The sequence below is a fragment of the Stenotrophomonas sp. YJH_SMC_6 genome, assembly GCF_059371335.1.
Genome location: NZ_JCAFUM010000005.1, coordinates 192,945 through 213,811 on the forward strand (window position 1 = coordinate 192,945; position 20,867 = coordinate 213,811).

Consider the following 20,867-nt stretch of genomic DNA (forward strand, 5'->3'; position numbering starts at 1 on the left):
AAACCCGTCCGTGGGGGCTTGGCCGCGGCATCCATGCCGCGGACACCCCCGCGAACCCAACCGTCCCGGCCTCTGACAGGTTCCGGCGGCGTCCCGCCACGGAATCAACGGAAGAAGGCAAAGGCAATGGCAAACGCGGGTCGCTGCGCTCGGTGGATCCACGCCATGCGTGGATGGCGGGGACCACGGTAGTGCCGGCCGCTGGCCGGCACCTCCGTAACGTTTGCTCTGGGCCTACACCCAGGCCTTCGGCCGTGCCAGCAGCCACGCCACGCTCACCGCCAGCAGCAGCAACGGCAGCCATCCCAACTGGTTCGGGCCGCCCGCCTGCAGCAGCACACCCCCTGCAACGCCTCCGGCGGCGATGGCGAGGTTCCAGCCGGTCACCAGCATCGACTGCGCCAGATCCGCGGCGGCACCCGCGCGCCGAGCCAATGCGGTCTGGAACAGGGTCGGCACCGCGCCGAAGGCCACGCCCCACAGGATCGTGGCCAGCAGCAGCGCGGTCGCGTCGCCCGGCCACAGCAGCAGCGCCAGCACCGGCACGATGAAGCCGATCACCGCCGCCCACACCAGCGTGCGCAGATGACGGTCCACGCCCCAGCCGGCAATGCCGATGCCGGCGATGGCGGCCACGCCAAAGGCCAACAGCAGGCGGTCCAGCCACGGGCCGGCGCCGGCCTCCACCGCCAGCGGTTCGATGTAGGTGTAGAGCACGTTGTGCGCCAGCACGTACAGCACCATCACCAGCAGTGCACTGCGCACGCCCGGCATGCGCCACACCGTGCCCAGCGGTATGCGCCGGCCAGCACCGGCGGCGGGCAAGGCCGGAAGTGCCCAACGCGCATACGCCAGCAGCCCCACGCCCAGCACGCTCATCAGCGCGAATGCCCAGCGCCAGCCGATCTGCTGGCCCAGCAACGTACCGGCCGGTACACCCAGTGACAGCGCCAACGGCGATCCGACCATCGCCACCGCGATTGCCCGGCCCTGCAGCGACGGCACCACCATGCGCGCCGCGTAACCGGCCACCAGCGACCACAGCAGGCCACCACTCACGCCGGCCAGGAAACGCGCGGCCAGGATCAGCGGATAACTGCTGCTCAGTGCGGTCAGCGTGTTGACCACCACGAAGCCGGCAATGGCGGCGAGCAGCAAGGGGCGTCGTGGCAGGCGCTGGGTCAGTGCGGTCATCGGCAAGGCGGCCATCACCGAGCCCAGTGCGTACACGCTGACCAGCTGGCCGACCGCCGCATCACTCACACCGAGGCTGTCGCCCATCGGCCGCAGTACACCGGCCGGCAGGGTCTCGGTCAGCAGCGTGATGAAGCCGCCACCGGCCAACGCCAGCAGGCCGGCCCATGGCAGGCGCGTGGCTTCACCGGCGGGGCTGGCTGCATCGATGGCATGGCCGCTCATCGCACGGTCCCCATATCGGCATACACCGCATCGCGCAGTTGATCGACGAAGGCACCGTCCATGCCTTCGTAAAGGGTGTTGGTCAGCGCCACCACGCTCAGCCCGCGCACAGGATCGACAAACCAGCTGTGCCCGTAGGCACCGCCCCAGCGCCATGTACCTGCGTTCTGCGGCGTACCGCTTGCGGCCGCATCGCGCAGCACCGCAAAGCCCAGGCCGAAGCCCCAGCCGGCCGGTTCCGGCGGTCCCTGCTCGCCGACCTGCGGGCTGGCCATCTCCGCTGCCAGTACGGGCGGCAGCAGGCCTGAACGCTGCACGTCACGCAAGGCTTCCAGCACCGCCATCACGTCATCGGCGGTACCGACCAGGCCGGCCCCGGCCGAGGGGAAACGGCTGGCATCGGTGGCGCGCGCGAGGCTGTATTCGATGCCGACCGTACCCTCGAACGGAGCGACCACCTCGCCTTCCTGCAGGCGATGCGGCTGCGGCGCGTCGCTTACATAGGGCGTGGCCAAGCGTGCCGCGTTGCGCGCAGCAAAGGCGGTGTCGCGCAGGCCCAGCGGTGCGGCCAGCAAGCGCTCGTACAGTGCCTGCAGCGTTTCACCCGTCGCTGCTTCGGCAACGGCACCGGCAACGTCCACGCCCAGCGAGTAGAGCCATTGGCTGCCCGGCGCGAACAGCAGTGGCGCCTGCGCGATGCGGCGCACGTTGTCGGCCAGGGAGAGCGGGTTCGCGTCCAGGCCATCGCTGACCCCAGCGCGCGCATACGGGCCGTCGGCATCGGCTTCGAGGAAGCGATAGCCCAACCCGCTACTGTGGCTGAGCAGTTGGCGCAGGCTGATCGGCGGCATGCTGCCGTCGGCCAGTGCCGGGCGGAAGTCCGGCAGCCAGCGCTGCACCGGCATATCGAGGTCGAGCACGCCCTCTGCTACCAGGCGCAGGATCACCGTGGTCAGCAGCGGCTTGCTCACCGATGCCAGCCGGAACAACTGGTCGCGCTGCATCGGCGTTGCCGACTCGCGATCGGCCAGCCCGGTCGCGCTGGCGTGGCGCAGCACACCGTGCTCGCGCACCAGCACCACCGCACCGACCAAGCGCTGCGGGTGCACCTGCTGCAGCAGCCGCTGCACCGATGGCAGTGTCGGCGCGGGTTCAAGGGAAGGAGCGGCATTCATCGCGGGAATCCGTGGGGAGTGGCCCGCCACGTTAGGCAGCACGGCGCAGCGCAAAAAGCCGGTTGCCGCTCCGGGCATCATGGACCGTGCAGTCCGCAATCGGCATGATGGCCGGAACTGCAAGGCCGCAACGGTCCCAACGCCACCCCGCACCACAGTGTTGCGATGGCGGAGCCGTCCACTACGGCCGCGCCGACCTACCCTGCCGCTTTCATTGCCCACACGCCCATGTCAGTCCTGGACAACCTCGCCAATCTGCAGACCTTCGTGCACGCGGCCGATACCCGCAGCTTCGTCGAGACCGGGCGCCTGCAGGGCATCTCGGCCTCGGCCGCCGGCAAGTGCGTTGCCCGGCTGGAGCATGCACTGGGCGTGCGCCTGTTCCACCGCAGCACGCGCAGCATCACCCTCACCGCCGAGGGCCAGCTGTTCCTGGCACGCTGCAGGCGCATCTTCGACGAGCGCGATGCCGCGCGCACCGAGCTGGCGCAGCCGCACGCCACGCCCCGCGGCACGCTGCGCATCGGCCTGCCGTTGGTGGGTGACCTGACCCTGCCGCTGATGGCCGAGTTCATGGCGGCCTATCCCGATATCCGCCTCGACCTAGACTTCAGCGACCGCCTGGTCGATGTCATCGAGGAAGGTTTCGATGCCGTGCTGCGCGTCGGCGAGCCCAGCGACTCACGCATGAACGCACGACGCCTGGGTGTGTTCCCACGCCGCATCGTCGCCTCACCCGCCTACCTGCAGCGCCGCGGCACGCCGCGCACGCCGGCCGACCTGTTGCAGCACACGTTGCTGCACTATCGCTTCCCCAGCACCGGCAAGCTGGAACTGTGGCCGATCCACTGGCCCGACCATGAAACACCGCAGGAGCTGCCTGTGCACATGGTGGCCAACACCATCGAAGCGCGGGTAGCGCTGGCACTGCGCGATATCGGCCTGGCTTTCGTGCCGGTGCACTCGGTGCGCGATGCACTGGCCGACGGCCGGCTGGTAACCGTGCTCGACGAGCATGTGCATTCCTGCGGCATCTTCCACCTGCTGTGGCCCTCGGGCCGCCACGTGCTTCCGAAGCTGCGGGTATTCATCGACTTCGTCAGCGCGCGCCTGGAAACCGTGCCGTAGGAGATCGATCCACCCCATGCCCGGCCCAGAGTAGATCCACGCCATGCGTGGATGCCTTTGTAGAGTCGCGCCATCAAACCATTCAGCCAGCCCCGCTATACTGGCCGCTCATTCCTCCCAGAGGCTCGCGACCAATGCGCCATTGATGCCGCCGTCTTCCCACCAGACGGCCTGACTCTTCCCGCCCCTGCGCGCAGGGGAGAACCCGGCATCCATGGAGGTCGCATGACCCCGCATTCCCTCACGCTCGATCGCGTGTCGTATCGATTGGCCGACGGCCGCCCGCTGTTTTCCGATCTGACGTTTTCCTTCGAACCGGTCGCCACCGGCCTGGTCGGTGCCAATGGCGCCGGCAAGAGCGTGCTCGCACGCCTGCTGGCCGGACGGTTGCTGCCCGACACTGGCCAGGTGCGCGGCAGTGGCCGCGTGTTCCTGTTGCCGACGCCCGGCTATCCACCCGCCGGCACGGTCGGTGAACTGGCCGGCGTCGGCGCGGAACTGGCCGCACTGCAACGCATCGAAGCCGGCAGCGTGGACGAGGCCGACTTCGCCTGCGTCGGCGACCGCTGGGATCTGCGCGAACGCCTGCAGCAGCAATGGCAGGCGCTTCGGCTGCCCGACGATCTCGATCCCGCCCAGCCGGCCGCGCGCCTCAGTGGTGGCCAGGCCATGCAGGTCGCGCTGTCCGGTGCCTGGGCCAGCGGTGCCGATTGGCTGATCCTGGACGAACCCAGCAACCACCTCGATGCACGCCATCGCCAACAGCTGTACGAACGGTTGCAGCAGTGGCGCGGTGGCCTGCTGGTGATCAGTCATGATCGCGAGCTGCTGGCGCACATGCAGCAGATCGTCGAACTCGATGGGCGCGGGCTGCATCGTTACGGCGGACCGTGGCAGCACTATGCCGATGCGCGCGCCGCCGAGCGCGAAGCTGCCGCCGCTCAGCTCGATCATGCGCGCGCCCAGCACCGCCAGCAGCAACGCAGCGCGCGCGAACAGCACGAACGGCAACAACAACGCCAGGCGCGTGGCAACCGCGATGCGAAGCAGGCCAACCAGGCCCCGATCCTGCTCGGCCGGCAGAAGCAGCGCGCCGAGGCCAGCCACGGCCGCGCACAACAGGTGCAGGCCGAACGCCTGCAGGCCAGCGCAGAGCATCTGCGCGCAGCGGCATCGGCGGTGCACGCGGCGCCGGAACTGGCACTGTTCGCCGGTGCGGGTGACCGTGGCAGCACGCGCCTGCTACAGGCCGAGGCGCTGGTGCTGCCACATGGCTGCAGTGCACCGTTGCAGCTGGAGATCCGCCGCGGCCAGCGCATCGCCGTGGTCGGTGACAACGGCAGCGGCAAATCGACCCTGCTGCGTGTGCTGGCCGGCCAGCTGCCGGCACGCAGTGGCACCGTGCAACGGCATGCGCCACTGGCCCTGCTCGACCAGCAGCTGCTGGGGCTGTCCGGCGAGCGCAGCATCCTCGACACCGTGCAGGCCGCCAACCCGGGCGCGGACCCAGGCGAGCTGCGCACGCGGCTGGCCCTGCTCGGGCTGGATGCACAGCGCATCCAGCGGGCAGCCCACAGCCTCAGCGATGGCGAACGCGTGAAAGGTGCGCTGGCCGGCGTGCTGTACGCCGATCCCGCGCCCCAGCTGTTGCTGTTGGACGAACCCGGCAATGCGCTGGATCTGAGCGCATTGCAGGCGTTGGAGGAACTGCTTGCGGCGTGGCCGGGCGCGCTGGTGATGGTCAGCCACGACCTGCATCTGCTGCAGGCATTGCGACCGACGCAGGTGTTGCAGGTCACCGCCAACCACTGGCAATGGCGCGACAGTCTGTAGAGTCAAGCCATGCTCGACTCCGCCATGCATCCATCCACGCATGACGTATCGACCAGGGGGTAGTGCCGGCCGCTGGCCGGCAACCCATGGATCCTCAATGCACCGTCAACGCTTCCACACCGGGAACGCCTGCGGCAACTGCTGCCACAGCAATGGCCCCGCACGCAGCTCCTGGTCGTTGAGCAGGCACGCATCCAGCTCCGCACGCACCGCGCGCTCATCCATGTGCACGCCAATCACCACCAGTTCCTGGCGGCGATCCCCCCACAACGGGTGCCAAAGCCGCTGCATCGCCGTGTGCGCTGCCTCATCCGGGAATTCTTCAGGCCCCGGGAGCGGCGCGCTCCAGCAATCGGCCTGCTGCCGCGCCCATCCGAGGTCGCTGTAAGGCAGCGGCGTGGGCGGCAACAACGGCGCGGTGTCTTCCAGCCCGGCCCGCACGCGGTCACGTGCGGCGTACCAGAAGCCCGCCGCCTGCGTGCGCGTCGCCGCGCCCACGCTGTTCAGCTCACCCACCCAGTCCATGCGGTTGGCCAGCCAGAACCAGCCTTTGCTGCGGATCACGCCGGGCATGCCGGACTGCAGCGCGCGGGCGAAGCGCGCCGGGTGGAACGGACGTCGCGAGCGGTAGACGAAGCTGCCGATGCCGTACTCCTCGGTTTCCGGTGTGTGCTCGCCCCGCAGTTCCTTCATCCAGCCCGGCGCACGTTGCGCACGCTCCATGTCGAAGCGACCGGTATCCAGCAGCTCGGCCAGCGGCACATCGCCGAAGCTGGACAGCAGCAGCTTCGCGTCGCGGTTCAGGCCACGCAGCACGGCCAGCGTGTCCTGCAACGCTTCGTCATCCACCTGGTCCACCTTGCTGACCACGATCACGTCGGCGAACTCGACCTGCTCGCATAGCAGGTCAACCACACCTCGATCATCCTCCGGGCCGGCCTGCTGGCCGCGCTCGGCCAGTCGCGACGTCGAGCCGAAGTCGGCAAGGAACGCGCTGCCGTCGACCACCGTCACCATCGTGTCCAGCCGCGCGATATCACTCAGGCTGAAGCCATGTTCGTCGCGCACCGCGAAGGTGGCCGCCACCGGCATCGGCTCGCCGATGCCCGTCGATTCGATCAGCAGATAGTCATAGCGACCCGCATCGGCCAGGCGCCGCACTTCCTGCAGCAGATCATCGCGCAGCGTGCAGCAGATGCAGCCGTTGCTGAATTCCACCAGCGTCTCTTCAGTGCGGCGCAGCTCGGCGCCACCCTCGCGCACCAGCTGCGCATCGATGTTGACCTCGCTCATGTCGTTGACGATGACCGCCACGCGCAGGCCTTCGCGGTTGCGCAGGATCTGGTTGAGCAGGGTGGTCTTGCCGGCCCCGAGGAAGCCGGACAGCACGGTGACCGGAAGGCGACGGTCGGCGCGGGAAACAGTGTTCATGTCGGAGCGGGTTGGCTGCGGAACGGAAATGTTACTGTATAACAATTGTTGCGCAAGGAACCTCCCCCGATGAAGTCACCTTCGGCCGCCCTGCTTGATGCCGGCGCGCTCGCCCTGTCCAGCCTGTGCCTGCTGCACTGCCTGGCGCTGCCTCTGCTGGCCGCCGCGCTACCGCTGTTCGGCACTTGGGCCGAAGCGGAGTGGGTGCACCTGCTGTTCGTGGCCATCGCCCTGCCGCTGACCGGCTACGCGCTGTGGCGGGCCGAGCGCCGTCACCCGCTGCCCGTGCTGGCCTGGGCCACCGCCGGCGCCGGTCTGGGCCTGTTGCTGGCCGGTGCGCTTGCGCTGCCCTCACATGACTGGGAAACGCCGATGACGGTCACCGGCAGCCTGCTGCTGGCCGCAACGCATATCTGGAACGCGCGGCACCGGCACGGGGGTAGAGTCGACTGTTAGTCGACTGCTCTTCGCTCGGGCTGCATAGAACCCCGCGCTTCGCGCGATAGTCGACTAACAGTCGACTCTACCGCCCCCCGGCCTATTTGCCGTAGCGGCGCAGCAGCTCCACCAGCACCGCGGCCTCGTCTGCCCGCTGCTGCGGGTCGTCGGCACCCACCACGTGTTCCTGCAGGTGCTCGTGCAGCAGCTCCATCAGCAGGCTGTGGGCGGCACCGCGCACGGCGGCGACCTGCACCAGCACGTCCGCGCAGTCACCCGCCTCACCCTCGGGCTTGTCCAGCGCCTGCTCCAACGCCGCCACCTGGCCGCCGATACGGCGAACGCGGGTCAGCAGCTGCTTTCGATTCTTGTGTACATGAGCCATGGCGGGATCGTATACCCTATGGGGGTATCCTTCCACCCCATGGTCTTCCCATGCATCTGGACGCCCTCGCCGCCGCCCGCCGCCACGAACACCGCTTCGACGACGGCAACCCACTGGCCGAACGCAATACCCGCCGCGCCCTGTGGCTCACCGTCGGCATGATGCTGGTGGAGATCGTCGGCGGCTGGTGGTTCAACTCCATGGCCGTGCTCGCCGATGGTTGGCACATGAGTTCGCACGCGCTGGCGCTGGGCCTTGCGGTGTTCGCCTACCGCTGCGCGCGCCGCTACGCGCACGATCCGCGCTTCGCCTTCGGCACCTGGAAGATCGAGATCCTGGCTGGCTATACCAGCGCCATCGCCCTGCTTGGCGTCGCCGCGCTGATGGCCGTGCAGTCACTGCAGCGGCTGTGGGTACCGGCACCGATCCACTACAACGAAGCCATCGCCATCGCTGCGGTGGGCCTGGGCGTGAACCTGCTCTGCGCATGGTGGCTGCACGACAGCCCGGGCCACGCGCATCACCACCACGGGCATGAGCATGGCCATCATCACGGGCATGACCACGATCACGGCCACGCGCACGGTCACGACCTCAATCTGCGCTCGGCCTACGTGCACGTGCTGGCCGACGCCGCCACTTCGGTGCTGGCCATCGTCGCCCTGCTCGGCGGCAAGCTGCTGGGCCTGACCTGGCTGGACCCGGTGATGGGTCTGGTCGGCGCCGTGCTGGTCACGGTGTGGGCGGTGGGCCTGCTGCGCGACAGCGGCCGCATCCTGCTGGACGCGCAGATGGACGCACCGGTGGTGGCCGAAGTGCGCGAGGTGATCGAACAGGGCCCGTGGCCGGCGCGCCTGGCCGACCTGCACGTCTGGCAGGTGGGCCGCGGCAAGTACGCGGTCAGCGCCAGCGTGGTTACCAGCGACGCCCGTCTGGATGCCGATACCGTACGCAACGCACTGGCGATCCATGAAGAGCTGGTGCATGTGACAGTGGAGATCCACCGCAGCGCCTGACCCGCATCCGGTAGTGCCGGCCGCTGGCCGGCAACCTCATGGGCTCCGGAAACAATCCAGCGTTGCCGGCCAGCGGCCGGCACTACCGCTAGAGCTTCAACATCATCCGCAGCAGGTACATCAGCAGCGGCAGCGCGCTCAGCACCGCACCGCCAATACCGATCCACGGCCAGCGCTCACCACGCACGCGCGAGGCCACCGCCAAGCCGCAGCCCACCAGCGCCGCGCCCAGCACACCCACGCCCAATCCCGCAGCCATGCCATTGCCGCCCGCGGCCACCGCCGCCTGCGCAGCCAATGTACCGGCGCCCCAACCCACAGCGATCCCCAGCCAACTGGCCACGCCGCACCACGGTGCCTTACCCTGCGCCATCCGAAAACCCCTGTGTTCTTGCCGAATTTCTGTACGGGCCGTGCCCGCATGCTGCCTACACTAGCCGCACCTGCCTTGTAGGGACATCCCATGCGCACGCTCCGCCTGCTGCTGCCCGGTGCTCTCCTGCTGCTCACCGCCTGCAGTGGTGATGCCGGGCTTCCTTTCAGCGCCGATCCGTTGCAGGGCTGCTTCGCCACCGGCGCGCGGAAAACGGCCGACTTCCGCATCGACAGGGAAGGCGGCCAGTACTTCGTCTCCTTCAGCCGCGGCGACCAGTGGCAGCGCGAGCCGAATGCCCTGCACAAGGCCACCCGCAGCGAGATCAGCCGCTACTTCCGCGATGACGCCGAGCAGATCGACAGCGCGCTGATCCGCATGGCCGGCGGCTTCGGCATCTTCCACTTCAACAAGGACGCGACGTTGAAGGGCAAGGCCAGCGATAGTGACTACATGGCGTTGATGCTGATCGGTGCTGGGCCGGTGTATGCGGTGAAGTGCCCGTAAGACGCAATGATTCTGATGGCGACTCAGGGCAATATGGGCGCATCCTGTCTTCTTTGAGGAGCGATGCCAATGCTGCTGTTTCTGCTGCTTGCGGTAAGCGCGCCGAAGACCCAGGGTGCCTATGACGAAGTCCGGCAGCTGCCCGATGGCCAGACCCTGATCATGCGCACCCTGGACTGGGATCTCGGTGATGGTCGCCACGAGCGCGTTACCGTGCATTGGCTGCTGCAGGAAGACGGCAGCCTGCGCTACGACTTTGATCGGCAGCCACCGGAAACCCAGGAGGTCCACCGTCGATCGTGCGCGCTGCAGGGCATGCAGCCCTCGCGTGGCGTCGGCATGCTCTCGGGGGAAGGAACCACGCACGGTTTCAGCTGCACCCGCCAGCGGTAGCGCCGAGCCGATGCTCGGCCGCTGCCGTCTTCATCCACGCATGGCGTGGATCTACTGCAGCAGCCCCCCGGGCCCCGGTAGAAGCTGCGGTACCATGCCCTCCCCCAAACCGCCCCGGTACCCGCCGTGCCCCACTACACCGGCCCCCTGCTGACCCGCGACAGCGCCGACACCCTGCACCGTGCCCATGACAAGGGCGCTGCCGACTGGCAGGGTTCGCTCGACCTCGGCCGCAGCGAGGACAACGTGGCGCTGGATGCCGACGGCTTCCACTTCCGTGGCCAGCTCTTCCCTTGGCCGGGCAAGCTGAAGGACCGCACGCTGTACTACTGGGACGGCGAGGACTTCGCGCCAATCTCGCGCTACAGCGGTTCGCTGATCAAGCTGGTGCCGACCGAATGGGGCGCACCGACCTTCGAGATCGACGGCATCAAGATGCTGCCGACCTCCAAGCTGTCACCGTTCGAGGACGCGCGTCGCAAGGTGGAGTTGGTCGCCCCGGCCGGCAAGGTCATCCTCGATACCTGCGGCGGCCTGGGCTACTTCGCCGCCTGCGCGTTGGAGGCCGGTGTCGGCCAGATCCGTTCGTTCGAGAAGAATGCCGACGTGATGTGGCTGCGCACGCTCAACCCGTGGTCACCGGATCCGGAATCGGCTGCGGCCGGTGGCCGCCTGCAGTTCAGCCACGGCGATGTCTCGCAGCAGATCGAACAGGTGGCCAGCAGCAGCGTCGACGCGATCCTGCACGACCCGCCGCGCTTCGGCATCGCCGGCGAACTGTACTCGCAGGTGTTCTACGACCACCTCGCCCGCGTCATCCGCAAGGGCGGCCGGCTGTTCCATTACACCGGCGCGCCGAACAAGCTGACCAGCGGCCGCGATGTGCCGCGCGAAGTGGCCAAGCGCCTGGAAAAGGCCGGCTTCAAGGCCGAGCTGGCGCTTGACGGCGTGCTGGCCGTCAAGCGCTGAGCCTCACTCCGAATCCACCTTCGCCAGCGTCATCACCCACTTCGGCACCACCGGTTCACCGGCGTAGAAGTCCTTCGGCTTGTTCTCCGCCATCGCCCAGCGGTGCAGCCAGCTCGGGCCGTAACGGCCGCTGTAGCCCTCGGCGCCACGTGCATAGGCCGGGTCACGCATCGCCTCATCCAGTGAGATGAAGCGATAGCCGCGGCGCTTCGTCGCCGCCACCAGTTCGGCGAACGTGGCTGCATTGAGTTCGTTCGCATGCATCAGCCAGACCTGCGGCAGCGCGTAGCCCAGCAGCGCCTGGGACTGCTTCTCGTAGTAGTCCAGCTTGTTCAGCATGTACGGCACATAGCCCTTGCGCAGCTGCGCCAGCGTCGCCTCGCGCGCCGGGGAATCCGGCTGCTCGTTCATCACGTTGGCATAGGCGAACGCCCACACCCACTCGCCGTTGTCGACCGTCACCGGTGCCACGCGGTAGCCATGCTGCTTGAAGAACACGTCCATCTCCGCGCGTTCTTCCGGCGTGCGCCCGGCACGCAGATAGGGGTGACGCATCCACTGCGGCTTCAGCCCGCGCTCGGCCAGCAACGGCCGCAGCACCGCCTCGCCACGCAGGAAATCCTGCTGGAACGCAGGCACGCCCTTGGCGTTCAGGTCCATGTGCGAGTAGGTGTGGTTGCCCAGCACATAGCCGGCGTCCAGCCAGTCGCGCAACATCTTCACCCGCGCCGGCGGCACCTGCCCATCGATCTCAAGCTTGTTCTCGTTGACGAAGCCGACCACCGGCACGTCTGCCTGATGCAGCTGCGCCATCAGCGCTTCGTGCCGCGACTGAAGATCCGGCGGAACGATCTCGTCCACCCGCGCCCAGGGCAGGTCGTCGATGGTCACCGCGATCCGGCGATCCACTTCAGCGGCGTGTACCGCCAACGAACACAGCAGCAACGGCACAGCACGCAGCAACCAACGCATCAGCACATCCTTGCAGGAGCGAAGCGCAGACTGTAGCGCGATTGCGGGCGCGTGGTTGGTCACACATCCGTTATGCGCTGTGCGACTGCACCTGACGTTCGCGCACGATTGCCCGCCACAGCATGAATCCTGCAGCCATTGCCACCAGCATCAACGCGACCAGCACCAGGGCAAGGTCATCGGGATTGCGCAGCAGCGGCGCATGCTCATGGGTGAGGATCTCGAACACCACCTGCTGCGCCTGTGCCAGCGGCAGCCGGCCCTGCTCGCCCAGTTCAATCAGGCAGGCCGCCGGGGACAGCTTGGCTACGCTGGTCCACGCCATGTCGTACAGGTGCAATGCCCTGAGGGCCAGCGCCAGGATCGCGGCGTGCAGGGCCATCACCCCCCAGTTGGCGCGTCGCAGGCGTTCGGACAGACGCCCCAGGCGGTAGACGCTGATCGACATCGCGCCCAGCAGCGCCAGTGCCACGCCTGCCATCGGAATCCACTGCAACGGTTGCCATGGTGCAAGCGCAGTGGACCGCGCCAGCAGCTGTTCGGCCACCTGCATGCGCGCGACAGGGTCAGGCCCACCGCATGCGTCATCCACCGGCTCCAGCAGCAGTCCCACGCGGTAGTGGAAGAAGCCGGCTGCAAGGGCTACCGCCAGCAGCGCCACCACCTGCAGTGCCAGCAGGATCGGGCCAGGACCACAGATACGACAGAAGCGGGTAGCGGTAGAGACCATCGGTTCATCCGTGACAACAAAGGACCATCCTAACCAAGCGCCCTGTGCTTGTCGGCTGGCGGATACGACAACCGCAGCGTGGTCCCGGTAGGATGTGGATGAGCATGGATGGTCGCATGTAGAGGTGTTGTGGATGGTCACGCTGTATCTGTGGGTGCGAATGCTGCTTCCGCTGCTGGCATTCGTGATCGCGTGGATGCTGCTGTCGCGCCTGAACAAGGTCCGCGTGGCGCGCCTTCCACGGGTGCCCTTGAACCTGCCCGAGCACAGCAGCAGCCCGCGCAGGAAGGACCGGCGCATCCATGCGCGCAAGCTGCGGCGCAGACCGGGCCTGCGCACCGCAACGCGCCCGGCCACCGCGCCGCGCAGCTGGAACCTCGCGGCGGTGTTCGTCTCGTTCTCCGCATTGATTGCCGCCGTGCTGGTCATGCCGGATGGCGCGCGCTTCCAGGTCATGGTCGAGAGCATCACCGGCTACCCGGCCACGATTGCAGAAGTACATGTTCCCGCTGCCGGGCAGCCTCTCGTGCTGCAGGCGTGGCAGCCCGCACTGGCGCAGCTGTCACGGCCGGTAACAATGCGCTACCCGATCGGGCGCACCGGCGGCCAGCATGACGCGCGCGCCACGCTACCGGTACAAGTGAGGCATCAGGGAGATCGGCTGCAGGTGGCTGCGGCCCTGCCGGTGGATGCCGATGTGCTGCGTGCAGAGCTTGCGCGCTTAGCTGGGCTGCCAGTTGAGGCCATCACCGTCCGCCAGAGCGAGATCTCACCCTGGCTGGAACCCGGCTGGACGCCGCTGGACGGTATGTAGATGCCGGACCAGGCCAGGCTGCTGTTGCAGTAGATCCACGCCATGCGTGGATGGGCACCGTGCGGGGTCGAGCACGGCTCGACTCTACAGATCAGGGTCCCCGCGGCAGCTTCGCGGCCCACATGTTGTCGACCAGGTTAGGGTAGCGCCGCCCGTTCTCTTCAGCACGCTGCCTCGCCGCCTCTTTCTGCGCAGGTGACAGCGGCTGCGAGGTCTGGCCCTTCGGGTTGGGCTTCTTCCACGGTGGCATTTTCGGTTCGCGCATGGCCGCAGCTTACCGTTTCAGGAAGTTCAGCAGTGCCAGATTGAAGTGGTCCGCATGGCTGGTATTGCACCCATGTGGCGCGCCTTCCAGGATCACCACTTCGCTGCCCGGAATGGCCCGGTGCGTGCGCTTGCCCGAGCCTTCAAACGGCACGATGGCATCGCTGTCACCGTGCAGGATCAAGGTTGGCACCGTGATCTTCTTCAGGTCTTCGCGGAAGTCGGTGGTGGCGAACGCCTGCATGCAACCCAGCGCCGCCGTCTGGTCGGATTGATGGCAAAGCGAGATTGCGGCCTGGCGCTCATCCTCGGTCACCATCAGCTTGCCATTGGCACTGAAGAAATCGCGAGTGAAGCCATCGAAGAACGCCTCGCGATCCTTCTCCAGACCGCTGCGCATTTCGTCGGCCTTGCCCCGTGTGAGCGGACCTTCCGGGTTGTCCTCGCCGCGCAGCAGATACGGCGGTACCGCTGCTGCAAACACCACACTGTGCAGACGATCCTGGCCATGGTTGGCCACGTAACGTGCCACCTCACCGCCGCCCATCGAGAAGCCGACCAGAGTGACGTCGCGCAGGCCACGCTCCTCGATCACCCCAGCCAGATCCGCCGCCAGCGTGTCGTAGTCGTAACCTTCTGCCGGCTTGTCGGAACGACCGAAGCCACGCCGGTCGTAGCTGATCACCCGGTGCTGCGCGTCGCGCAGGATCGACACCTGCGTCTTCCATGCGTCGGCGGATAGCGGCCAACCGTGAATCAGAATGACCGGGCGGCCGTCGCCACCGGTGTCTTCAATGTGCAGGCGGACGCGGGAAGCAGGCATGGGAGCTCCTGTGGAAGGGGAGGATTTCAGGCTATGGGCCGGCTCCTATCGCGACTGTGATGGAATCGCCGGCCGCCATGACACCGCCTGCACAGGGCACGCCCCCCGGCCAATCCATAGATGCGGGCATTCACTCCCTGGAAATCCCGTTTCGTCGCAGGGCCGCTGCGGCCCTCGGAGCGCCGTGCGAGCCTGCATGAATCCCGCCCTGGAGCCTCGCCATGCTGCTGCTCACCCTGCCCCTGCTGGCCGCCGGCCTCGCCGCCGCCCCCGCGCCCTCCGATGACCTGCGCGAGCAGATCCGCCAGGCCGACACCCAGCTGTTCGCCGCCGCCTTCGAGGCCTGCGATGCCGACAAGGCCGCCGCGATGACTACCCAGGACATGGAGTTCTTCCATGACAAGGATGGCAAGTCGGCCAGCAGCCGCGAGGACTTCCGCCGCAGCGTGGCCAACATGTGCAGCAATGCGCGCAAGGGCGGCTGGAGCCTGCGCCGCGAGCGGGTGGAGCCTTCGTTGCAGGTGTTCCCGCTACACGACGAGCGGGCGCTGGAAATCGGCGACCACCGCTTCCATGAACGCGGCAAGGACGGCGTGGAGCGCTGGGTGGGCCAGGCCCGCTTCATCCAGGTCTGGCGTCGCGTGGACGGGCGCTGGTTGGCCGAGCGGGTGATCAGCTATGACCATCGGTCGGCGGACTGATCGCCACGATGCGGTGGTTCACGGGCCGGTTCTATACTTCCCAGGTCCGTCACGACCTACCGCTGCAGATCGCCCCATGGCAGAGATCTCCCCCAACCATCCCGAGTACGGCCTCAACCAGCAGATCCGCCAGGGCGTGGCCGCCCTGGACGCGCAGCATGGCCGCCCGTTCGACCAGACCAGCGAGCGTCTGACCGCCAGCCTGACCGTGCTCGCCCGCGAGCAGGGCCTGCAGCAGGTCGACCACGTGCTGGTCAGCAACGCCACGGCCAATCATCCGGCCGGGCACAACGTCTTCGTCGTGCAGGGCGACCCGGCCAATCCGGCGCACCTGCGCGCGATGATGCCGACGGCTGTGGCGGCGCAGACGCCGGTGGAGCAGTCGATGCAGAAGTTGGGGCTGGGTGTGCAGCCGCAGGTCGAGGTGCAGGCGCAGGAAATGCAGAATCCCGCGCCGCGGATGGGGTGATGCTTCTCTGAAGCTATCTTCACGATTTACGGCATTTTCCAGTAATGGACCTCAATAGAGATAACGCCGCCCGGCTGACGTCTCGCCACAGAGTAAACACCGTTGGCGTGCATCAGCGTGCGATCGTCGGCGGGCAAGCCCGGATACTTGTCGGCTGCTTGATAATCGCCATAGTACGCAATCCAAAGCCCTACCCGCTCAAGCTCGGGTTGAAAATCCCTCAACTGTTGACTTGAGACAAGAAGCCCGCCGAACAATCCAACTACGCCCAGAAGCCGTGCCAGTGCGATGTTCTTCTTCCCTTCCAATCTATTCTTTACACGCCGGCCGACAGAAGGGATCAGCATCGCCAGAAGTGGCACTCCGAGCGCCACCAATCCCAACGTGATTTGCCAGACAACGGTCGCCAAGCCTACAAGCAACATTGCCAGCGTCAGCCAAACAAATATGTAAAGCGGAAGCGCTAGCGCTCCGGTAGCCATGACGAAATCCTGCCCCGGGAGACCGGTTGCGCTAGTCATGATGTTTCGCGCGATCATGGCCGCCACAAGAATAACCCCCAAGTGCAGCATCAGCATCAGCCTGCGTACATAGCCATACCTCCATGCACCCTGAAGGACTGGGATAAGCCAGGTCATCAACCCCAGCGCCATCAATGTATAGCCAAGGACAAGAGCAGCCTGGAAGCTGTACTGATTCCCGGTTCTTACCACCTCGAAAATCCAGACCGCCAGCAGTGATGCTCCGAGCAGGTAGAATTTTTTCTCCAGATTCAGCGCTCTGAGGCGATCAACAGTGCGCGCAAGAATTTCCATGTTTTCCTGACCCAGTAGGAGCGGCCAGCATTCTGCAGGTTCATCCATTTGTTGACCACTGTGGATCAAGTCCACAGTGGCCACTCGTTCGACTCCTTACAACTGAATCCGCGCCACGCTCTCGTCAGCGCCCTTGTCATCCTTCTCGCCGTTCTTGATGCTCACGAACAGCACGTTGTTCTTCGCATCCAGCGCCAGGCTGTTCGGGTGGGTCGGCACGGTGTAGGTGGCCACCTTCTGGTAGCTGTCACTGTTGTAGGCCGTCACCGTACCGGCTTCGCGGCTGGTCACGTACAGGCGCTTGCGCGGTGCATCCAGCAGGATGCCCAGCGGGCCGGCGTCGGTCGGGATGCTGGCCAGTTCCTTGCCGGTGCTGCGGTCGAGCACCAGCACGCGCTGGCCCGGATGCTTGCTGACCAGGCCGCTGCTCTTGGCCTGGTAGCCACGCAGGAATTCCGAGCCCTGGTCGGTCACGAACAGGCGCTTGCCGGCCGGGTCCAGCGCGATGTTCATCGGCTGCTCGGCGGCGATCTTGTGCTGCGCCACCACCTTGTTCGAATCCGTGCCCACCACCACCAGGTCGGCCAGCAGGTTGCTGGTGTAAACGCGCTTGTTGGCGGCATCCAGCGCCAGGCCCGGCGCCTTGGCATTGCCCAGGCCGTCGATGGTGTTGATCACCTTCAGCGTGTTCGTATCGATCACGAACAGCACGCTGCTCACGTCCGGCTGGCTGCTGTGGCCGGTCACGTACAGGCGGTTGGCCGCGCTGTCGACCACCAGCTCGCGCAGGTCGTGGGTGTAGGCGGCCTTGCCGTCCTTGCCGGTCTTCTTCTCCATCAGCTGGATGGTGCCGACGGCCTTGTTCTGCGCGGTGTCGACCACGGTCACCGACAGGTCCACGGTGTTGCCCACGTACAGGCGGTTGTGGGCGTCATCCAGCACCACACCAAACGCCTTGCGCTCCAGCGGGATGCGGGTTTCCACGGCCAGCGTGGTCGGGTTCAAGCGCAGCACCTGGGCCGGGCCGGCGTCATCGCCGAAGCCGCCGGAGGAGGCCACGAACACGGCGTTCTGCTTCGGGCTGTAGGCCAGCTCGTACAGACCCTTCGCCACGGCCTGGCGCTGCACGGCGGCGGTGGCACTGGCGGCGGGTGCATTGTCGGCGAACGCCGAGGGCGCGCCGAGGCTGAGCGAAACGGCAACGGCCAGGGCGGCCGAGCGGAAGAGAGGATTACGGAACATGCGAGCGTCCTTGAATGGGCACGGGAAGGTGTCCTGGCTCGCTGGGCCGTACTGCGACGGCCCGCCCCGCATCTGTCTGCGCGGGGTGGGCTGGCTGGGGTTGCGGGGGAATGGTAGCAGGTGGGGGGCGTGACGTGCGCCTGCACACGTATGGCAGGCGCGCGGGTTACTGCTCCTTCAACCGCAGCGAATCGGCCACATCGGTCTTGGCCGCCACTTCGGTGGCGATGCTGGCGCGGCGGTGCCCCGGGTCGTTGCGGTCCCCCTGCACGATGAAGATGCTCTCCGCCGCATGGCTGCTTTGGGTCGGCCTGCTGAGCAGCACGTGGTCCACGCGGGAGAGATTGTTCTGCTTGGCCAGCACCAGCAGGCTGGCGCTGATGCGCTGGCTGGCCGCATCGAAAGGGCGGCCATGCGCGGCGTCCAGCTCGGCCACTTTCTGGATCAGCTGCGCGAACAGGCGATGGTCTGGATGCGAATGGTCCAGCAGCGTGCCGGCCACTTCAATCGGCGTCGGTGGCGGCTCATCGCTGGCACGGTCGCCCTGGCGATGATGCTCGGCCTCGCGCTCGGGCATCGCATGGTGGGTTTCGGCATTCAGATCGCTGCCCGGGAACGGCGCGGCAATGCACTGGATTTCCGGCAGGTTGAACAACACCGCGAACTCGCCCAGGTTGCTGCCGCCGTCCAGCGGCGCCGGCAGCGGATGCAGGCCGGCGTAATGCAGCGCCGCCCAGACGAAATCGCTGCAGCGGTTGATGGTGGCCGGGCGATCCACATCGAATTCGAACTCGCCCGGTTCCTCGGCGAAATCACGCAGGCAGCCGTAATGCTCCTCGGTGATTTCCAGGGTGCGGCTGTAGTACGGGTCCAGATGCTCGTCGGCATCGTCGTGGCGCACCTGTGCGTACTGCACGCCGGTGCGGGTTTCGCCCGGCGCCTGGCGCGGCGGTGCGAAGCCGTAGCTGTAGGCCTCATCGCCCGCGGCCACCTGAAGGTACATATGGCCGCGCGGCGAGATGCCACCACTTTTCAGCGGGGTGCCGGGCGCGGCCAGGTACAGCGTTGCGGTGTAGCGTGTTGCCTGCTCCATGCCTGTTCAGCCTTGATGGGTGCTGCGGTCCTGGGCGGATGATGGCATAGGTGGGATGGGGGTCAGGTGGAGGGAGAGAGGACGCCGATCGCGACTTGCTGAATGTGTGAGCCAGCCAGCAGTAATGGGCCCGGACGTGAGCAAGTGCCCGCAGCGACTGGAGCTTGCCATTCCACCGTTCTATAGTCGTTTCGATCATGCAAGGGAATCGCCCATGAGCAGAGCACCGGCTTGCCGGCTTGCCTCCCTCGCCCTGGTGGCCGTGCTGAGCACCACCGCCTGCGCGAAGGCCCCATCCACGGAAAAGGACCCGAACGGAACCCCCATGCGCGAAAGCGCAACCAACCCACGCACGGTGGGCGGACAGACCTACACGACGCAGCCGGTGGAGGCACGGCTTGGCCCGCACCGCTTCATGTTCCCGGCCAACCTCTACTACAACCAGACGGGTCCCCTGGCCGATGCCAGCGTCATGCTCACTGTGTTCTGGCCTGATTTCGATGCAGCGCCTCCTGATGATCGCCCGGTACGCAGCACGCAGGACAGCCGGCGGCAGGTGCTGGTCGAGCTTAGGTACATCGATCGCGTTCCCATCCAGAACTATCTGGCGCGTCGGTCCAGTAGTGAAGCCACCAGCGCGCCGGGATCGCTGGAGCGAAGGGACCCGGCAGAGAACCTCGCGCTGCGCGTTGCCCAACCCGAACGCTGGGGCCTGACGCCCTATTCGATCGACCCGTCGTTGATGGAAGCCTATGCAAAGGACTCGGAGGCTGCGCTGGGCAGGCCTTACGTGCACAACCCGGGTATGGAGCCAGACTGGTATGTAGCCCGCTCGGTGGAGGGCCAACTGACAACGTTCATCAGCTGCGACCCGGCAGACCGCATTCCTGACGGACTTGTAGTTCAGGGAAAGACACTTGAACGCGCCGGCGAAGGCCAGATCGCAATGTGCCGCCATTCCATCGTGGACGTGGGCGACAGCATCGCCATCGAGATGAACTATGCACGCGTCATGCTGAGCGACTGGCAACGCCTGGAAACCAGAGTGCGTGATCTTCTGAGCCGCTATCGCGCTCAATCGCAATGAATGGAGATCCCGGCGTTCTTCATCCGGGTCGTACAGTACCTTCAACACCGTCAGGGACTCACCGATGGGCATCACAACGAAGGAGGCTTCGGTTTTGCTCTCCGTCATCATGACCAGATTGCTTCGGCCGCAGCTACCTCGAGCTATGCTGCGCGCGGCTCACATTGGTGCTCTTTTCGGACTGTCAGCCATGCTCACGCTAACATCTGCATGCGCGCGATCGACGGATACGTCTGCCGTCAATGAACGTGCCGCTGCCGCAGATACGCAGCCCGCCCGCATCTCCATGGCCGAGCTGCATAAACGGATTCTCGCCTACGCGGATTCGCTCAGGTCAAGGGCGGACATCACTCCGGACAAGTTCGGCACGGCGATCGGTGTCTCGCTCGTGCCAGACGAAAAGGTCAGCATCAGGCACATCGCCAAGGACCTGGCAACGACGAACGGCTACAACTATGGGGCGTCTTATCTGTCGGTTGAGTCGGCACGTGAGTTCCCCAACCAAGAGGTGATCTTCTATCAGCTGCGCAAGCAGCCAGTGACGGATGCTCCGAATGGCGTGTGCTACTGGGAAGCCGAAAGTGCCGGACGAGCCCTCGAAGCCCTCGGATACAGGACCGGAGGAGAAGTGCCATTTCAGAGAGGGGGCATCAGGCAGTACCGGCGCCCCATCACCGGTGGCAAGCAGTATATGGATACCAGCCTGTTGACCTATCGTTCCGATGAAGGTGATACAGCGAGAACCTGCGTCTACGCGGTCCAGTTTGGAGGGGGAGACAGATGAATACGA

The 20,867-nt window shown here is 66.5% G+C and carries 23 protein-coding genes; 12 read left to right on the plus strand and 11 right to left on the minus strand.

The window, feature by feature from the left end; all coding sequences use genetic code 11:
- Positions 1-234: 234 nt before the first annotated feature.
- Both AC5P9N_RS07385 and AC5P9N_RS07390 read right to left on the minus strand, forming a co-directional pair.
- Entirely contained in the window at positions 235-1,419 is a 1,185-nt protein-coding gene (locus AC5P9N_RS07385) for an MFS transporter (RefSeq protein ID WP_099485290.1), read from the minus strand.
- The gene (locus tag AC5P9N_RS07390) at positions 1,416-2,594 is read right to left on the minus strand and encodes a serine hydrolase domain-containing protein (RefSeq protein ID WP_099485291.1); all 1,179 of its coding nucleotides are present in this window, start codon (positions 2,592-2,594) and stop codon (positions 1,416-1,418) included. The genes AC5P9N_RS07385 and AC5P9N_RS07390 overlap by 4 nt, the downstream gene beginning before the upstream one ends.
- A gap of 228 nt (positions 2,595-2,822) precedes the next feature.
- Here AC5P9N_RS07390 and AC5P9N_RS07395 point away from each other — a divergent pair, with 228 nt between their 5' ends.
- On the plus strand, positions 2,823-3,722 hold the full coding sequence (locus AC5P9N_RS07395) for a LysR family transcriptional regulator (RefSeq protein ID WP_099485292.1): 900 nt from the start codon (positions 2,823-2,825) through the stop codon (positions 3,720-3,722).
- 225 nt (positions 3,723-3,947) lie between these two features.
- Positions 3,948-5,555, plus strand: coding sequence for an ATP-binding cassette domain-containing protein (locus AC5P9N_RS07400; RefSeq protein ID WP_099485293.1), 1,608 nt, complete (start codon positions 3,948-3,950; stop codon positions 5,553-5,555).
- Between the two features lie 105 nt (positions 5,556-5,660).
- On the opposite strand, the gene AC5P9N_RS07405 is transcribed toward AC5P9N_RS07400, so the two are convergent.
- Complete coding sequence (locus AC5P9N_RS07405; protein WP_099485294.1) at positions 5,661-6,986, minus strand: GTP-binding protein; 1,326 nt, start codon at positions 6,984-6,986, stop codon at positions 5,661-5,663.
- 69 nt (positions 6,987-7,055) lie between these two features.
- Here AC5P9N_RS07405 and AC5P9N_RS07410 point away from each other — a divergent pair, with 69 nt between their 5' ends.
- On the plus strand, positions 7,056-7,442 hold the full coding sequence (locus AC5P9N_RS07410; RefSeq protein ID WP_099485295.1) for a MerC domain-containing protein: 387 nt from the start codon (positions 7,056-7,058) through the stop codon (positions 7,440-7,442).
- 82 nt (positions 7,443-7,524) lie between these two features.
- On the opposite strand, the gene AC5P9N_RS07415 is transcribed toward AC5P9N_RS07410, so the two are convergent.
- Complete coding sequence (locus AC5P9N_RS07415) at positions 7,525-7,809, minus strand: metal-sensing transcriptional repressor (protein ID WP_099485296.1); 285 nt, start codon at positions 7,807-7,809, stop codon at positions 7,525-7,527.
- Between the two features lie 50 nt (positions 7,810-7,859).
- On the opposite strand from AC5P9N_RS07415, the gene dmeF reads away from it, so the two are divergent.
- Positions 7,860-8,825, plus strand: coding sequence for a CDF family Co(II)/Ni(II) efflux transporter DmeF (gene dmeF / locus AC5P9N_RS07420; protein ID WP_099485297.1), 966 nt, complete (start codon positions 7,860-7,862; stop codon positions 8,823-8,825).
- 88 nt (positions 8,826-8,913) lie between these two features.
- On the opposite strand, the gene AC5P9N_RS07425 is transcribed toward dmeF, so the two are convergent.
- Positions 8,914-9,198, minus strand: coding sequence for a hypothetical protein (locus tag AC5P9N_RS07425; RefSeq protein ID WP_049436996.1), 285 nt, complete (start codon positions 9,196-9,198; stop codon positions 8,914-8,916).
- 90 nt (positions 9,199-9,288) lie between these two features.
- Here AC5P9N_RS07425 and AC5P9N_RS07430 point away from each other — a divergent pair, with 90 nt between their 5' ends.
- The 3 genes from AC5P9N_RS07430 (at position 9,289) to AC5P9N_RS07440 (ending at position 11,067) form a co-directional block, all read left to right on the plus strand.
- Positions 9,289-9,705: a hypothetical protein gene (locus AC5P9N_RS07430; RefSeq protein WP_099485298.1), complete on the plus strand. Its 417-nt coding sequence runs from the start codon at positions 9,289-9,291 to the stop codon at positions 9,703-9,705.
- Positions 9,706-9,774: 69 nt separating this feature from the next.
- Complete coding sequence (locus AC5P9N_RS07435; RefSeq protein WP_099485299.1) at positions 9,775-10,098, plus strand: hypothetical protein; 324 nt, start codon at positions 9,775-9,777, stop codon at positions 10,096-10,098.
- 126 nt (positions 10,099-10,224) lie between these two features.
- On the plus strand, positions 10,225-11,067 hold the full coding sequence (locus AC5P9N_RS07440) for a class I SAM-dependent methyltransferase (protein ID WP_099594729.1): 843 nt from the start codon (positions 10,225-10,227) through the stop codon (positions 11,065-11,067).
- A 3-nt stretch (positions 11,068-11,070) separates the two neighbouring features.
- Here the strand turns inward: AC5P9N_RS07440 and AC5P9N_RS07445 are convergent, their stop codons facing one another.
- Both AC5P9N_RS07445 and AC5P9N_RS07450 read right to left on the minus strand, forming a co-directional pair.
- The gene (locus AC5P9N_RS07445) at positions 11,071-12,039 is read right to left on the minus strand and encodes a polysaccharide deacetylase family protein (protein ID WP_164212759.1); all 969 of its coding nucleotides are present in this window, start codon (positions 12,037-12,039) and stop codon (positions 11,071-11,073) included.
- A gap of 70 nt (positions 12,040-12,109) precedes the next feature.
- The gene (locus AC5P9N_RS07450) at positions 12,110-12,769 is read right to left on the minus strand and encodes a hypothetical protein (protein WP_099484895.1); all 660 of its coding nucleotides are present in this window, start codon (positions 12,767-12,769) and stop codon (positions 12,110-12,112) included.
- A gap of 133 nt (positions 12,770-12,902) precedes the next feature.
- Between AC5P9N_RS07450 and AC5P9N_RS07455 the strand changes: the two genes are divergently transcribed.
- On the plus strand, positions 12,903-13,583 hold the full coding sequence (locus AC5P9N_RS07455; protein ID WP_099484896.1) for a hypothetical protein: 681 nt from the start codon (positions 12,903-12,905) through the stop codon (positions 13,581-13,583).
- Positions 13,584-13,857: 274 nt separating this feature from the next.
- Here the strand turns inward: AC5P9N_RS07455 and AC5P9N_RS07460 are convergent, their stop codons facing one another.
- A complete protein-coding gene (locus AC5P9N_RS07460; RefSeq protein ID WP_099484898.1) occupies positions 13,858-14,670 on the minus strand; it encodes an alpha/beta fold hydrolase in 813 nt (270 codons plus the stop codon).
- 221 nt (positions 14,671-14,891) lie between these two features.
- Between AC5P9N_RS07460 and AC5P9N_RS07465 the strand changes: the two genes are divergently transcribed.
- Together AC5P9N_RS07465 and AC5P9N_RS07470 are read left to right on the plus strand one after the other, a co-directional pair.
- A complete protein-coding gene (locus tag AC5P9N_RS07465; RefSeq protein ID WP_099484899.1) occupies positions 14,892-15,371 on the plus strand; it encodes a YybH family protein in 480 nt (159 codons plus the stop codon).
- Positions 15,372-15,447: 76 nt separating this feature from the next.
- Positions 15,448-15,840, plus strand: coding sequence for an XVIPCD domain-containing protein (locus AC5P9N_RS07470; RefSeq protein WP_099484900.1), 393 nt, complete (start codon positions 15,448-15,450; stop codon positions 15,838-15,840).
- Positions 15,841-15,866: 26 nt separating this feature from the next.
- On the opposite strand, the gene AC5P9N_RS07475 is transcribed toward AC5P9N_RS07470, so the two are convergent.
- The 3 genes from AC5P9N_RS07475 to AC5P9N_RS07485 form a co-directional block, all read right to left on the minus strand.
- Positions 15,867-16,739: a hypothetical protein gene (locus AC5P9N_RS07475; RefSeq protein WP_144435306.1), complete on the minus strand. Its 873-nt coding sequence runs from the start codon at positions 16,737-16,739 to the stop codon at positions 15,867-15,869.
- A gap of 12 nt (positions 16,740-16,751) precedes the next feature.
- The gene (locus AC5P9N_RS07480) at positions 16,752-17,897 is read right to left on the minus strand and encodes a YncE family protein (protein WP_099484902.1); all 1,146 of its coding nucleotides are present in this window, start codon (positions 17,895-17,897) and stop codon (positions 16,752-16,754) included.
- 166 nt (positions 17,898-18,063) lie between these two features.
- Complete coding sequence (locus tag AC5P9N_RS07485; protein ID WP_099484903.1) at positions 18,064-18,990, minus strand: XVIPCD domain-containing protein; 927 nt, start codon at positions 18,988-18,990, stop codon at positions 18,064-18,066.
- Between the two features lie 214 nt (positions 18,991-19,204).
- On the opposite strand from AC5P9N_RS07485, the gene AC5P9N_RS07490 reads away from it, so the two are divergent.
- Together AC5P9N_RS07490 and AC5P9N_RS07495 are read left to right on the plus strand one after the other, a co-directional pair.
- Positions 19,205-20,077 carry a hypothetical protein gene (locus AC5P9N_RS07490; RefSeq protein ID WP_099484904.1) on the plus strand — a complete coding sequence of 291 codons (873 nt, stop codon included), beginning with the start codon at positions 19,205-19,207 and terminating at the stop codon, positions 20,075-20,077.
- A gap of 64 nt (positions 20,078-20,141) precedes the next feature.
- On the plus strand, positions 20,142-20,861 hold the full coding sequence (locus tag AC5P9N_RS07495) for a hypothetical protein (protein ID WP_099484905.1): 720 nt from the start codon (positions 20,142-20,144) through the stop codon (positions 20,859-20,861).
- Positions 20,862-20,867: the final 6 nt, after the last annotated feature.

Excerpts from the sequence above, each read along its gene's own strand:
- AC5P9N_RS07385 (WP_099485290.1), bottom strand. The coding sequence starts at position 1,419 with ATGAGCGGCCATGCCATCGATGCAGCCAGCCCCGCCGGTGAAGCCACG.
- AC5P9N_RS07390 (WP_099485291.1), bottom strand. The coding sequence starts at position 2,594 with ATGAATGCCGCTCCTTCCCTTGAACCCGCGCCGACACTGCCATCGGTG.
- AC5P9N_RS07395 (WP_099485292.1), top strand. The coding sequence starts at position 2,823 with ATGTCAGTCCTGGACAACCTCGCCAATCTGCAGACCTTCGTGCACGCG.
- AC5P9N_RS07400 (WP_099485293.1), top strand. The coding sequence starts at position 3,948 with ATGACCCCGCATTCCCTCACGCTCGATCGCGTGTCGTATCGATTGGCC.
- AC5P9N_RS07405 (WP_099485294.1), bottom strand. The coding sequence starts at position 6,986 with ATGAACACTGTTTCCCGCGCCGACCGTCGCCTTCCGGTCACCGTGCTG.
- AC5P9N_RS07410 (WP_099485295.1), top strand. The coding sequence starts at position 7,056 with ATGAAGTCACCTTCGGCCGCCCTGCTTGATGCCGGCGCGCTCGCCCTG.
- AC5P9N_RS07415 (WP_099485296.1), bottom strand. The coding sequence starts at position 7,809 with ATGGCTCATGTACACAAGAATCGAAAGCAGCTGCTGACCCGCGTTCGC.
- dmeF (WP_099485297.1), top strand. The coding sequence starts at position 7,860 with ATGCATCTGGACGCCCTCGCCGCCGCCCGCCGCCACGAACACCGCTTC.
- AC5P9N_RS07425 (WP_049436996.1), bottom strand. The coding sequence starts at position 9,198 with ATGGCGCAGGGTAAGGCACCGTGGTGCGGCGTGGCCAGTTGGCTGGGG.
- AC5P9N_RS07430 (WP_099485298.1), top strand. The coding sequence starts at position 9,289 with ATGCGCACGCTCCGCCTGCTGCTGCCCGGTGCTCTCCTGCTGCTCACC.
- AC5P9N_RS07435 (WP_099485299.1), top strand. The coding sequence starts at position 9,775 with ATGCTGCTGTTTCTGCTGCTTGCGGTAAGCGCGCCGAAGACCCAGGGT.
- AC5P9N_RS07445 (WP_164212759.1), bottom strand. The coding sequence starts at position 12,039 with ATGCGTTGGTTGCTGCGTGCTGTGCCGTTGCTGCTGTGTTCGTTGGCG.
- AC5P9N_RS07450 (WP_099484895.1), bottom strand. The coding sequence starts at position 12,769 with ATGGTCTCTACCGCTACCCGCTTCTGTCGTATCTGTGGTCCTGGCCCG.
- AC5P9N_RS07455 (WP_099484896.1), top strand. The coding sequence starts at position 12,903 with ATGGTCACGCTGTATCTGTGGGTGCGAATGCTGCTTCCGCTGCTGGCA.
- AC5P9N_RS07460 (WP_099484898.1), bottom strand. The coding sequence starts at position 14,670 with ATGCCTGCTTCCCGCGTCCGCCTGCACATTGAAGACACCGGTGGCGAC.
- AC5P9N_RS07465 (WP_099484899.1), top strand. The coding sequence starts at position 14,892 with ATGCTGCTGCTCACCCTGCCCCTGCTGGCCGCCGGCCTCGCCGCCGCC.
- AC5P9N_RS07470 (WP_099484900.1), top strand. The coding sequence starts at position 15,448 with ATGGCAGAGATCTCCCCCAACCATCCCGAGTACGGCCTCAACCAGCAG.
- AC5P9N_RS07480 (WP_099484902.1), bottom strand. The coding sequence starts at position 17,897 with ATGTTCCGTAATCCTCTCTTCCGCTCGGCCGCCCTGGCCGTTGCCGTT.
- AC5P9N_RS07485 (WP_099484903.1), bottom strand. The coding sequence starts at position 18,990 with ATGGAGCAGGCAACACGCTACACCGCAACGCTGTACCTGGCCGCGCCC.
- AC5P9N_RS07490 (WP_099484904.1), top strand. The coding sequence starts at position 19,205 with ATGAGCAGAGCACCGGCTTGCCGGCTTGCCTCCCTCGCCCTGGTGGCC.
- AC5P9N_RS07495 (WP_099484905.1), top strand. The coding sequence starts at position 20,142 with ATGGGCATCACAACGAAGGAGGCTTCGGTTTTGCTCTCCGTCATCATG.